The sequence below is a fragment of the Lysinibacillus sp. NPDC056220 genome (assembly GCF_049315265.1).
GTDB lineage: Bacteria > Bacillota > Bacilli > Bacillales_A > Planococcaceae > Lysinibacillus > Lysinibacillus pinottii.
The window spans coordinates 1-12,384 of the sequence record NZ_JBMOXD010000004.1 but is presented as its reverse complement, the minus strand read 5'-3'; the positions used below and the strand labels follow the sequence as shown (position 1 = coordinate 12,384).

Sequence of the window (12,384 nt, the reverse complement as noted above, 5' to 3'; positions counted from 1 at the left end):
AGGGGTGGGGACTATGTTTAAATATGATTTGAATGAAGACGCTTATTTGAAATTATTGGATTTAAGTGATGTTCATGATTTATTTGCATTGACTGATCGTTCAAGAGATACATTACGCGAATGGTTACCTTTTGTAGATGGTGTTCAAACAATTAAAGATACAGAGGTGTTTGTAAAAAAGGCTATGCGACAATATGCTGATAACAATGGTATACAGGCTGGAATTTATTATAATGGACAGCTGGCGGGTGTCATTGGTTATCATCAGATCAATTGGCAGCATAAATGGACAAGCATTGGTTATTGGTTAGGGAATGAGTTTGTTGGCAAAGGGCTCGTAACAAATTCAATGAAAGCATTCATTGACTATGCCTTTCATTATTTGAGGCTACATCGTATTGAAGTAAGGGTAGCGGTTGGGAACATTCGTAGCCGTACGATTCCAAAAGTGTTGGGTTTTCATGAAGAAGGTCGATTGAGGGATGCGGAGTGGCTGTATGATCATCATGTAGACCAAGTCGTTTATGGTTTAACGGCAGCTGAATGGAAGAAAATTAAGATGACCAATGAAGCTACGGTTGTCCTATAAAAGGGGATTCATATCAAAAGGAGCAGTACCATGGAATCTAATGATCGTTCATGGTGCTGCTCCTCTTTTCATTATGATCTACCAGCCATTTTTTGTTTGCGCCAGCTTAAAATTCTTTTTGGGTGCAAATAGATAAGCCCTAGAATAAATCCAGTGACTAGCCCACCTAAATGTGCAAAAACGTTTACATTCGGTTGAAGAAAAGTCATAATGACACTGATGATGATGATTGGTAAAATAAGCTTACGAAGCATTGGCATTGTTTTACGAGTATAATACACTAATGCTCCAAAAGCACCAAAAATTCCAAAAATAGCCCCACTTGCACCAAGACTCGCATAGCTACTATCGTAGAATATGTAGGTTGCCATGTTGCCTACTATACCCGATACTAAATAAATTGTAATAAAACGGGCTTTACCTGCAATTTTTTCAAGCTCTGGTCCAAAGAGATATAAGGAAAACATATTAAAAAACATATGCATAAATCCTGCATGTAAAAACATAGCAGAGAATACACGCCACCACTCACCTTTTTGAATCAGGAAATTCGCTTGAATTCCGTAATTCCACAAAAGAGTTCCTACACCGGGTAAAAGAGACAATACATAAAGAATTAAATTGATTGCTATTAACGTTGACACAACAGGGTAATACTTTGTATATTGCTTAAAATTTTCTGTTCTACTAAACATGGCTCCACCTCAATTTACAATTATTATACATGCCTTGTTGGAAATAGGTAAAGGAGAAGGTCACATGATTAAGGGAATTGGTCTTGATATTGTAGAAATAGACCGTATTGAAAAAGCGATGAAGCGTACAGATAAATTTAAAGACCGCATTTTAACAACAAGGGAAAAAATTTTATTTGATAGTTACTCAGAAACTCGTAAAGTAGAATTTTTAGCAGGGCGATTTGCTGCCAAAGAAGCGTTTTCGAAAGCGATGGGTACTGGGATAGGGGAACAATGTAAACTACATGATATGGAAATATTACGCGGAGAGGCTGGAAATCCTGTTTTATATTTTAAGGAAGAGCTTGCCCATGGTTTTGTTAGTATTACGCATTCCAAGCAATATGCAGCTGCTCAAGTAATCTTATTAGAATAGGGATGAAGTTGTCTAAAAAGGTTGGTCAGTAAATTTAAATATATTGCCTTTTCTACAAATGACATAACTGACAAATATGGTTCATATATTGTCGTAGTGGATTTGAAAGAAGAAAGGGTGAAAGAGTGGGCAACCGAATAGTTAAATGGCTCGTCTTATTTTGTACAATATTACTTCTGTCGGCATGTGGTACAGCCTCACAGGAAAAAGTGTTGAAGAAAGTGAATGGTAAATGGGGAGAGACAAATGGCTATGAATTAAATGCTACGATGGAGATTAAATCTGGTGGTGAGCCTAGAAATTATAATGTAACAGTTTGGCATACTAAACCTGATTTCTATCGAGTAGAAGTCATGGAAAGTGGAAAAGATGTTTCTCAAATGATTGTGCGTAATGCGGATGGCGTATTTGTTGTGACACCAACATTAAACAAAATGTATAAATTCCAAAGTGATTGGCCTAAGAAAAATAGTCAAGCTTATCTGATAGGAGCTCTAGCAGAAGATTTAGCAGAAGATAAAAATCTTGTCATGAAAGAGGAAGAAAAAGCATATATATTTGAAGCGGCTACTAGAAATAGCTATAAAAATAGTATGCCTCATCAGGTCATTACAGTAGATAAGAAAACATTATTACCAACTTCTGTTGTTATTATGAATGATGTGAAAGAAGAACAAATTCTAATTACATTTAAGAAAATCAAATTAGGTGTGCAACATGCTGCCAAAGAGTATGCAGTTGAGCAATTTACAGATAAAGATAACACGAAAGGTGAACAAGCTACACCAGCTGAAAAAGATGGTAAAGAAGACAAAGAAGACAAAGAAGCAGTTGGTGCAGATGTAGAGTACCAAGAGTTCCAAACTAGCTACCCAGTATTGAATTGGGCCCAATTGGCGAATGAAAAAGTGGTTCAAGAAAGTGGGATGGAACGCGTTATCTTAACATTTGAGGGTGAAAAAGCCTTTACAGTTATGCAGCAGCCAGTGACAAAGGAAAACTCTATGCTACCAGTATCTTCACCAGGTGATCCAGTTGATTTAGGTTTTACAATAGGTGCGATCACAGATACTTCAATTAGTTGGGAAAAAGATGGTGTTGAATTCTTTGTAGCGTCCAGTAAATTAACGCGTGAAGAAATGATTGAAGTTGCTACATCCATGACGATAAGTAGTATGAAGTAACTTTACTAGCTACAGCTTTCTAGTTGAAGAAAGCTGTAGCTTATTGACAATATAAAAGTTTGTGGTTTAGAAAATGTTAAGTGATTGCCTTTAAAGTAAAAGTCTCACGACTAATAAACGTAAAATTGTACAAGCTATATAAAAAATATGTATGTAATACATAATGTTTTAATAAAAAATAAAGAGGGTATTCTTATGAAGACACAGCAATATTTTCGACCAACGAAAGCAATGATTGATTTACAAGCAATCCAACAAAACATTAAAAACTTAAAAAAATTTATACGACCTAATGTTCAAATAATTGCAGTAGTAAAGGCGAATGCATATGGTCATGGAGATGTAGCCGTAGCACAGGCAGCTCTTGAGGCTGGTGCCACAATACTTGCAGTGGCCACGCCTGATGAAGCATTACATATTCGAGCACATTTTGAAGAACCAGACATACTAATATTAGGTGCATCTCCAGTTTCCTTTGCTCCTATCGCAGCTCAACAGCGTATTATGCTTACTGTGTATGCAAGTGAGTGGGTACAGCAAGCAGCACCACTATTAGCAAAGGAAGCGGAACCTTTGCAACTACATATAAAAGTAGATAGTGGTATGGGTAGAATTGGCATTCGCTCTGAGCAGGATTTGTTAGCATTGTATCAAACAATTGAGTCTATGGATAATGTAGAGCTGAATGGAATATTTACGCATTTTGCAACAGCGGATGAGAAAGATACAACTTATTTTGATGAACAAGTACAATTTTTTGAAAGTTGTTTAGCGGTGATGCCGAAAAAGCCACTACTTGTGCATGCATCTAATACAGCAGCTTCATTAGTTAAGGATTCTAACTTGCAGTACGATGCTGTTAGATACGGGATTTCAATGTATGGTTTATCACCTTCCTCCTATGTAGAAAGTATACTACCCTTTGCCTTACAACCTGCATTTTCACTTGAAAGTGAACTTGTTCATGTAAAGGAAATAAAAAAAAGTGAATCTGTAGGCTATGGTGCAACGTATGTTGCGCCATCAAATATGTGGATTGGAACTATTCCAATAGGCTATGCAGACGGTGTTATCCGTAAGTTAGGAGGACAAGAAGTTTTAATTGATGGACAGAGAATGCCGATTGTTGGACGAATTTGTATGGACCAATGTATGGTTGCCCTTCCAAAAGCATATGCTATAGGTGAGAAGGTAACACTTATTGGCCAACAAGGACAGAACAGGATTTCGATCGATGAATGGGCAACTAAGCTTGAAACCATTAACTATGAAATACCATGCATTATCACAGCAAGAGTTCCTAGAATATACTTTTAATGAACACACTTATGCCAATATATTATAGCTTTCAATTTTTGCCAGTATGAAGAATTTGGTTAATTAATGAGCACTGGAGATTTTATTTCTTTTCCAAATGTTAGATAGATGGATCATAACTGGTAATAAGTTGCAATAATAATTATTCGTCATATACCTTCGACAGCCAACATATTTTTACAATTTGTACTTCAAATTGTCAGATATTTTGTCATTTCATGTCTTTTCAACAATATCTTTCAATGATAGAATGGGAAGTAATGAAAAGTGTATGGTTCCGTTGGAGGTGCTTGCTGTGTACGATAAAAAGTTAAGAGAAGCTACAATTGCTGTTCAAGACAGATTATTTCTACAAACAAAGGAAGTAATTGAAGGTGAATCTTTTGTGCGTTCTTTAGCGCGCAAAAATTTAATGCAGGAGCAACCAAATCAAATACGGGAAGCTATGATTAAAGGATATGTTGAAATGTCTCATATTAATTTAATGATCGCGAGTGAATGCTTGCATGCAGAATATGAAGCACAACATATGGTGGAGCGTCTCGTAAGCGGGGGATGACACTTTGAATGTAAAACGTGGTGACGTTTTTTTTGCAGATTTATCACCGGTAGTAGGCTCTGAACAAGGGGGTACTAGGCCGGTTCTGATTATTCAAAATGATATTGGCAATCGATTTAGTCCGACTGTCATCATCGCGGCTATCACTGCACAGATTCAAAAGGCAAAGTTACCGACACACGTTGAAATCAATGCTGAAAAGTATGGTTTTGAACGTGATTCGGTTATTTTGCTAGAACAAGTGCGGACAATTGATAAGTCAAGATTGACAGATCGTATTACACAACTTGATCATGCAGTAATGGAAAAAGTTGATGGTGCGTTGATGATCAGTTTAGGTCTAGTTAAATTTTGATATACATATGTGTATAGAAAGCATTGGGATAAGTGATATCTCGATGCTTTTTTTATTTATTTATTTATTCCTCAGATTTTGAAACACCTATTTCATTAGAACGTAGGAAGAGGGTTGAAATGTTTGATGTGGGCAAAAAATCTCACCGTCAGTATGCTAGGACGTATTTGATAAATGGTAGAAAAAGAATTAAGATATACACAAGATTTTTAATAAAAATAGATTATTGAAAAAATTCTTAAAGGTATATGAAAATATACATAGAATATTCCATTTATAAATTCGATATAGTTTGTGTGTAATATGTCGAATAAAAGTATAAGGGTATTACTCCGTAAGGAAATGGAGGGACAGCAGTGACAAGTAAGTCTTCGGTTGAAATTATTACAGAGTGGGATATTATTGCAGCAAGACAACTGGGGCGTAATGAGGCAAAGGCACTTGGATTTGGCACTGTTGATCAAGCTCGTATAACCACAGCTATTAGTGAATTGGCAAGGAATATCTATTTATATGCCAGAATAGGTATAATTGAAATTGAAAGAATTGAGACAGAAACTGAAAAGAAAATAGTAATTGTTGCAACTGATCAAGGACCTGGAATTAAGGATATCCGTAAAGTAACAGAAGATGGTTATTCTACTTCGGGGGGGCTCGGTGCTGGCCTTCCAGGCGTTAAGAGATTGATGGATAGCTTACACATCCAATCTGTCATGGGAGAGGGTACAACAATAAGAACCGAAAAATGGCTGCGTTAGGACGTGAAGAAATTGAAACAATTAGAAGCTCAGTATAAAAATATATTGTCAGATTATATGATGAATCAAACAGAAAATAATTTATATATTGCTCAAAATTTCACACGTCAATTAATTCAAAAAAGCATAGCCCCTGAGGATGTTGTTAGTATTCATAAAAATGCTGTGGAAGCATTATTTCCTAATCGAAATGATGAATCTCAGCCAGCATATGATTTTCTTATTGAAGTTATGGTGCACTATGGTATGGCACATCGAGAGCATCAAAGCTTACTTCAAAAACAGGCCGAATATGAATTGGAAATGAGGATTGCGACTAACATTCAAAAGACCCTATTAAAATCAGATGTGCCCGAGCTACAAAGTATTGATATAGGAATGATTTCTGTTCCTATTCGTAAAATGAATGGTGATTATGTTCATTTTTTTCATGATGGAGAAGAATATTTAAGTATGGCAGTAACTGATGTTGTAGGCAAGGGAGTACCTGCCGCTTTATGTATGTCTATGGTGAAATATGGACTTGAGACATTGGGTTATGCCTATAAAGATCCTTCATATGTTTTAGAAGTCATTAATAGGGTAATAGAAAAAGGTGTTGATGATAGTATGTTTGTTTCTATGTTCTATGGCTGCTTAGATATTCGCCAAAACATATTTTCCTATGCTTCTGCAGGACACGAACCGGCTTTACATTATAGGGCTAAGCAAGATGAATTTGTTCCATTAGAAGCTAAAGGCTTATTACTAGGTGTGTTGTCAGAAACGAAATATACATTTCATGAAATTGTCTTAGAGGAAGAGGATTTAATCATCATGATGACCGATGGCGTAACAGAATTTAGAGGGCAGGATGACTTAAATTCAAGAGATATTATTGCTACACTCATAAAAGAAAATAAGTATTTATCAGCTCAACAATTATGTCTGCTTCTATATAGAGAGATAGAGAAAGTACAGAATTTTAAACTGAGTGATGATTTTACTGTAGTTATTTTAAAAAAAATTAAAAAATAGGTTTACGTTTTAATGAAACAGGGAACAGAAAATAGTCTAACAAATATGGTGGAGGTGTGCTATATGGACGTGACAATACATTTTAAAGAAATTGATCATAAATTATTTGGCTTTGTTGAAGGTGAAATTGATACGTTTACGGCATCTGGATTACGTGAAGAATTGGAAGCTGTGAAGATTACAGAAGGAATGGAAATTGAACTTGATTTATCCAAGGTAAATTACATGGATAGTACAGGACTCGGGATTTTTGTTGCCTTTTACAAAAGAACATTACGTGAAAATGGCAAAGTGAAGCTCGTTGGTTTATCAACTAGATTACAAAGATTGTTTGAAATTACAGGACTAAGTGATTTGATGGATATCGAAACTGATAAAAAGGTGGAATTAAGATAATGAAGGAATTTGACTATATTGAAATTAGAGTTCCTGCTAAACCGCAATTTGTCAGTGTTATTCGGTTAACTGTCTCGGGCTTAGCAAGCAGGATTGGCTTTAATTATGATGATATCGAAGACTTAAAAATTGCTGCAAGTGAGGCTGTCACTAATGTCGTCCATCACGCTTATAAAGAAGATGAAGAAGGTGAAATCGTCATCGGATGTGCGTTATACGACAATAAAATGGAATTGATGATTGCTGACTACGGCAATAGTTTTAATTTCGAGGAAATTAAGACTAAGATTGGACCGTACCATCCTGAGGAAAATATTGCTGGGCTAAGAGAAGGTGGGTTAGGACTTTATTTAATGGAAACTTTGATGGATGAGGTGATGATCAATAACGATGGTGGCGTAACTGTCTTTATGACAAAGTATGTCACTAGGGAGCAGGTGGAAAAAAATGTCGAAAGAATCACTACATAAATCTTCATCCAAGGAAGATGTATTAAAGTGGATTGAATTGTACCAATCAACGGAGGATGATGAAGCGCAAACGAATTTAGTGATTCATTATCGATATCTAGTTGAGTCAATAGCACGTAAATATTCGAATGGTAAATCTTATTATGATGATATTGTTCAAGTAGGGATGCTGGGTTTATTAGGTGCAATCAGACGTTTTGATCCAAATGTTGGCCGGAGTTTTGAGGCATTTGCTGTCCCAACAATTGTTGGGGAAATCAAGCGCTTTTTACGTGATAAAACATGGGATGTTCATGTGCCTAGACGCATAAAAGAGATAGGGCCGAGAATCAAAACAACAGTGGAGGCGCTGACTATTGAATTGCAGCGTTCTCCGTCCATTCAAGAAATTGCCGAGCGTTTAGAGGTAGCGGAGGAAGAAGTATTAGAGGCTATGGAAATGAGTCGTAGCTATCAAGCTCTTTCTATGGATCATTCAATAGAGTCAGACTCAGATGGTAGTACAGTTACACTTTTCGATATTTTGGGTAGGGAAGACGATGGTTATGAAATGACTGATAAACGAATGATTGTTTCCGAGGCAATGGTTGTTTTGAATGAAAGAGAAAAACAAATCATTCAGCTTACATATTTAGAGCAATTAAGTCAAAAAGAAGCTGGAGAACAATTAGGAATTTCTCAAATGCATGTTTCTAGAATACAAAGAAAAGCAATCAAGAAATTACAAGAGGCTATTCTAGCAAGTGGCGGTGTATCGCTCTAATCCATCAATGGGTGTGCTGTGAATCATACTAAACACCTTATAAATGTTTCAAAATAGTCTACTCCTTTTCGTTTGGGTAGACTATTTTTTTGCATTTTTAGTAATGTGTAATGGTAAAATGAAAAGAAAAAGGTAGTGATGATGTGGAACAAAAGCAAATGTTACAGCTCATTGCAAAAGATGTAGCGGTTAAACCAGGGCAAGTTGATGCTGTTATTAAATTATTAGAAGAGGGAAATACAGTTCCGTTTATTGCGCGTTATCGAAAAGAAGTAACGGGCTCTCTTGATGAGGTGCAAATTAAAGCTGTAGAGGATCGTTATCACTACATACAGCAGCTCGAACAACGGAAAGAAGAGGTTATCCGATTAATCCAAGAGCAAGAAAAGCTTACGCCAGAATTAGAAAAATCTATTCTTTCAGCAACAGTTCTACAACGTGTAGAGGATTTATATAGACCGTACAAGCAAAAGCGACGTACGAAGGCAACCATTGCAAAAGAAAAGGGATTAGAACCACTGGCCGATCTTTTATTAGCTTTTAGTCACGATACGTTAGAGCAACTAGCCATTAAATTTGTCGATCATGATCAAGTAGCCAATGCTGAAGACGCGCTTGCAGGGGCGAGAGATATTTTGGCAGAACGCTTTGCTGATGATGCTGCTATTCGAGAGAAAATTCGTACGTATTCTTTGAAAGATGGCGTACTTGTAACAAGTGTGAAAAATACAGAAATAGACGAGAAAAATGTATTTGAAATGTACTACGAATATGAGGAGCCTGTTAATCGAATTGTTCCGCATCGTATTTTAGCAATAAATCGTGGAGAAAAAGAGGATGTGTTAAAAGTTTCGATTCATGTTCCAGTGGATCGAGTATTGATGATTATGTGGAAGGAATGGATACCAGCAACGGGTTCATCCCCAGCTATTGCTGAAGTGAAGCTGGCTATCGAAGATTCATACAAGCGTTTGATTCAACCTTCTATAGAAAGAGAAATACGTAATGAGCTTACTGAAAAAGCAGAAACACAGGCGATTCATATTTTCTCAGCAAACTTACGGAATCTATTATTACAGCCGCCTATGAAAGGCAAATATGTCTTGGGCGTCGACCCAGCCTATCGTACAGGTTGTAAATTAGCTGTTGTCGACGAAACCGGGAAAATGCTAGAGGTTACCGCTATCTATCCACATCCCCCTAAACCAGATGTGGCAAAATCGAAAGCTGTTGTAAAAGCAATTTTAGCAAAATATCCAATAAGTATAATTGCTATTGGTAATGGAACAGCTTCCCGTGAAACAGAACAATTTATTGTTGATGTATTAAACGAGCTAACTACTGAAGTAGCCTACGTTATTGTGAATGAAGCGGGAGCATCTGTGTACTCAGCATCGGATATTGCTCGGGCGGAATTCCCTGATTTACAGGTTGAGCAACGAAGTGCCGTGTCTATTGCCCGACGTTTACAAGACCCTTTATCAGAGCTAGTAAAGATTGAACCAAAAGCAGTTGGAGTGGGTCAGTATCAGCATGATGTTTCTCAAAAGAAATTAAATGAATCACTAACATTTATAGTAGAAACAGCTGTTAACCAAGTGGGAGTTGATGTAAACACGGCCTCTTCATCACTTTTGCAATACGTTTCTGGATTATCAAAAACTGTTGCAGAGAATATTGTGAAGGTTCGAGAAGAAAATGGTCAATTCACTACCCGCGTGCAATTAAAAAAAATTCCAAGATTAGGTGCTAAAACCTATGAACAAGCCATTGGTTTCTTACGTATCTCCGAGGCGAAAAATCCATTTGACGCTACTGGCATCCACCCTGAAAGCTATCATCTTGCAGAACAGATTTTATCAGAGGCCAAAATCGATAAAAAAGAACTTGGAACGAAAAAAGCGGAAGAAGCAATTGCTGCTTTGGATATTCATCAATTAAGTGAAGTACTAGAGATTGGTGTTGTAACAATTCAAGATATAGTAGATACTTTAATGAAGCCAAGCCGTGATCCACGTGACGCGTTCCCGCAGCCATTGCTGAAAACAGATGTATTGAAAATGGAAGATTTAAAGGTTGGTATGGAGCTACAGGGGACTGTGCGGAATGTAGTAGACTTTGGAGCTTTTGTTGATATTGGTGTGAAGCAAGATGGACTTGTACACATATCTAAACTTCAAAATAAACGCATTAAACATCCATTAGAAGTTGTAGCGTTAGGAGATATTGTAACCGTTTGGGTAGAACAGATTGATGTTAGTAAAGGGCGAATTTCTTTAACAATGCTCCCTCCTAAAAATCAATTAATAGATTGAGTAATAAATTTTTACCACGCTGTGCATACTACACAGTGTGGTATTCTTGTTGTTGGAGGTGATCAAGTTGGACAATGAGGAACTACAACAGCTTGTATGTCGAATTTCTTTGGAAAGTTTTCAAAAGCCATTTATACACCAGGCTTACTTTAATGGAAGATTACGTTCAACAGGCGGTCGATATCTTTTACAATCACACAATATTGAAATCAATCCTAAAGCCTTTGAGTTATATGGTATTAAAGAAATCCAGGGCATTGTACTTCATGAACTATGTCATTACCACTTGCATATCGAAGGTAAAGGATATCAGCATCGAGATAAAGAATTCAGAGAACTATTAAAGAAAGTAAAGGCACCTCGTTTTTGTTCAGCGTTACATACTTCTAAACCATCAATTAAAAAGCAACGACGCTACACATATACCTGTGTTAATTGCCAGCAATTATATATAAGGAAAATTAAAATGAATGTTGAAAAGTATTGTTGTAGCAAGTGTTTGGGCAAGCTTGAATTATTAAAGTAAAAAAAAATAAAAAAAAGATTGACGTATTGTTTAGTTATCCCTATAATAGTAAAAGTCGACAAGATAACGACGACAATATAACACTTATTATTCCGAAGTAGCTCAGTTGGTAGTAGCACCTGACTGTTAATCAGGTTGTCGCAGGTTCGAGTCCTGCCTTCGGAGCCATGGCCCCTTGGTCAAGTGGTTAAGACACCGCCCTTTCACGGCGGTAACACGGGTTCGAATCCCGTAGGGGTCATTTTCATCATTTACTTTACAATAATATTGGTCCCGTGGTGTAGCGGTTAACATGCCTGCCTGTCACGCAGGAGATCGCCGGTTCGATCCCGGTCGGGACCGCCACTTATTGGGGTATAGCCAAGCGGTAAGGCAACGGATTTTGATTCCGTCATGCCTAGGTTCGAATCCTAGTACCCCAGCCATTCATTTCTTAATTTGAGCCATTAGCTCAGTTGGTAGAGCATCTGACTTTTAATCAGAGGGTCGAAGGTTCGAGTCCTTCATGGCTCATCTTTTATAAGAAAAAGGTTGACTTTCTATTATTATATAGTACAATGAGAAAGTTACTAATTGAATGCGGTCGTGGCGGAACGGCAGACGCGCTAGGTTGAGGGCCTAGTGGGGGCAACCCCGTGGAGGTTCAAGTCCTCTCGGCCGCACCAAAGTCACTTACAAAATCAATTAATTTATATGCGCCCGTAGCTCAATTGGATAGAGCGTCTGACTACGGATCAGAAGGTTGTGGGTTCGACTCCTGCCGGGCGCGCCATATTTTATTAAATAATGCGGGTGTAGTTTAATGGTAAAACCTCAGCCTTCCAAGCTGATGTCGTGAGTTCGATTCTCATCACCCGCTCCAAAAAAAAGCATTGACAACCTCTTGGTTGTTTGATAAGATTAAATAGTTGTCTGATTTGACAATGCTATGAACCTTGAAAACTGAACAAGCAAAACGTAATCAATAAAGTTTTAAGTAGCTAGCCTAGCTAGTGAACGAAACAAAATTTTGGACATCAAAA

General features: G+C 37.2%; 14 protein-coding genes and 8 tRNA genes. 21 read left to right on the top strand and 1 reads right to left on the bottom strand.

Annotation, left to right across the window (positions count from 1 at the left end):
• The first annotated feature begins 13 nt into the window (after window positions 1–13).
• A complete protein-coding gene (locus tag ACOZBY_RS14750; protein ID WP_036164786.1) occupies window positions 14–589 on the top strand; it encodes a GNAT family N-acetyltransferase in 576 nt (191 codons plus the stop codon).
• Window positions 590–660: 71 nt separating this feature from the next.
• Here ACOZBY_RS14750 and ACOZBY_RS14745 read toward each other — a convergent pair whose 3' ends face one another.
• Window positions 661–1,284: a rhomboid family intramembrane serine protease gene (locus tag ACOZBY_RS14745; RefSeq protein WP_031416485.1), complete on the bottom strand. Its 624-nt coding sequence runs from the start codon at window positions 1,282–1,284 to the stop codon at window positions 661–663.
• A gap of 64 nt (window positions 1,285–1,348) precedes the next feature.
• Here ACOZBY_RS14745 and acpS point away from each other — a divergent pair, with 64 nt between their 5' ends.
• From acpS to ACOZBY_RS14645, 20 genes are all read left to right on the top strand, one after another.
• The gene (gene acpS, locus ACOZBY_RS14740; RefSeq protein ID WP_031416484.1) at window positions 1,349–1,702 is read left to right on the top strand and encodes a holo-ACP synthase; all 354 of its coding nucleotides are present in this window, start codon (window positions 1,349–1,351) and stop codon (window positions 1,700–1,702) included.
• Between the two features lie 125 nt (window positions 1,703–1,827).
• Window positions 1,828–2,886, top strand: coding sequence for a LolA family protein (locus tag ACOZBY_RS14735; protein WP_422762524.1), 1,059 nt, complete (start codon window positions 1,828–1,830; stop codon window positions 2,884–2,886).
• 195 nt (window positions 2,887–3,081) lie between these two features.
• Window positions 3,082–4,203 carry an alanine racemase gene (gene alr, locus ACOZBY_RS14730; RefSeq protein ID WP_422762523.1) on the top strand — a complete coding sequence of 374 codons (1,122 nt, stop codon included), beginning with the start codon at window positions 3,082–3,084 and terminating at the stop codon, window positions 4,201–4,203.
• A 295-nt stretch (window positions 4,204–4,498) separates the two neighbouring features.
• Window positions 4,499–4,762: a hypothetical protein gene (locus tag ACOZBY_RS14725; RefSeq protein ID WP_036162355.1), complete on the top strand. Its 264-nt coding sequence runs from the start codon at window positions 4,499–4,501 to the stop codon at window positions 4,760–4,762.
• Between the two features lie 4 nt (window positions 4,763–4,766).
• Window positions 4,767–5,117: a type II toxin-antitoxin system PemK/MazF family toxin gene (locus tag ACOZBY_RS14720; RefSeq protein WP_008177055.1), complete on the top strand. Its 351-nt coding sequence runs from the start codon at window positions 4,767–4,769 to the stop codon at window positions 5,115–5,117.
• Window positions 5,118–5,473: 356 nt separating this feature from the next.
• Entirely contained in the window at window positions 5,474–5,875 is a 402-nt protein-coding gene (locus tag ACOZBY_RS14715) for an anti-sigma regulatory factor (RefSeq protein ID WP_012295785.1), read from the top strand.
• Between the two features lie 12 nt (window positions 5,876–5,887).
• Window positions 5,888–6,892 (top strand): PP2C family protein-serine/threonine phosphatase, encoded by a 1,005-nt coding sequence (locus ACOZBY_RS14710; protein WP_422762522.1) that lies wholly within the window; start codon window positions 5,888–5,890, stop codon window positions 6,890–6,892.
• A 63-nt stretch (window positions 6,893–6,955) separates the two neighbouring features.
• Window positions 6,956–7,288 carry an STAS domain-containing protein gene (locus ACOZBY_RS14705; protein ID WP_031416479.1) on the top strand — a complete coding sequence of 111 codons (333 nt, stop codon included), beginning with the start codon at window positions 6,956–6,958 and terminating at the stop codon, window positions 7,286–7,288.
• Window positions 7,288–7,758, top strand: a complete 471-nt coding sequence (gene rsbW / locus ACOZBY_RS14700; protein WP_008177047.1) for an anti-sigma B factor RsbW — start codon at window positions 7,288–7,290, stop codon at window positions 7,756–7,758. The genes ACOZBY_RS14705 and rsbW overlap by 1 nt, the downstream gene beginning before the upstream one ends.
• The gene (gene sigB / locus ACOZBY_RS14695; protein ID WP_012295782.1) at window positions 7,736–8,521 is read left to right on the top strand and encodes an RNA polymerase sigma factor SigB; all 786 of its coding nucleotides are present in this window, start codon (window positions 7,736–7,738) and stop codon (window positions 8,519–8,521) included. The genes rsbW and sigB overlap by 23 nt, the downstream gene beginning before the upstream one ends.
• 143 nt (window positions 8,522–8,664) lie before the next feature.
• Window positions 8,665–10,836, top strand: coding sequence for a Tex family protein (locus tag ACOZBY_RS14690; protein WP_012295781.1), 2,172 nt, complete (start codon window positions 8,665–8,667; stop codon window positions 10,834–10,836).
• Between the two features lie 67 nt (window positions 10,837–10,903).
• Window positions 10,904–11,362, top strand: a complete 459-nt coding sequence (locus ACOZBY_RS14685; protein WP_012295780.1) for a SprT family protein — start codon at window positions 10,904–10,906, stop codon at window positions 11,360–11,362.
• 91 nt (window positions 11,363–11,453) lie between these two features.
• Window positions 11,454–11,530 (top strand) — tRNA-Asn (locus ACOZBY_RS14680).
• A 1-nt stretch (window position 11,531) separates the two neighbouring features.
• Window positions 11,532–11,603 (top strand) — tRNA-Glu (locus ACOZBY_RS14675).
• A 28-nt stretch (window positions 11,604–11,631) separates the two neighbouring features.
• Window positions 11,632–11,707: transfer RNA gene (locus tag ACOZBY_RS14670), tRNA-Asp, on the top strand.
• A 5-nt stretch (window positions 11,708–11,712) separates the two neighbouring features.
• Window positions 11,713–11,787 (top strand) — tRNA-Gln (locus tag ACOZBY_RS14665).
• 15 nt (window positions 11,788–11,802) lie between these two features.
• A tRNA-Lys gene (locus ACOZBY_RS14660) sits at window positions 11,803–11,875 on the top strand.
• 66 nt (window positions 11,876–11,941) lie between these two features.
• Window positions 11,942–12,027, top strand: a tRNA-Leu gene (locus ACOZBY_RS14655).
• Window positions 12,028–12,057: 30 nt separating this feature from the next.
• Window positions 12,058–12,134: transfer RNA gene (locus tag ACOZBY_RS14650), tRNA-Arg, on the top strand.
• A gap of 16 nt (window positions 12,135–12,150) precedes the next feature.
• Window positions 12,151–12,224: transfer RNA gene (locus ACOZBY_RS14645), tRNA-Gly, on the top strand.
• The last annotated feature ends 160 nt before the right edge of the window (window positions 12,225–12,384 follow it).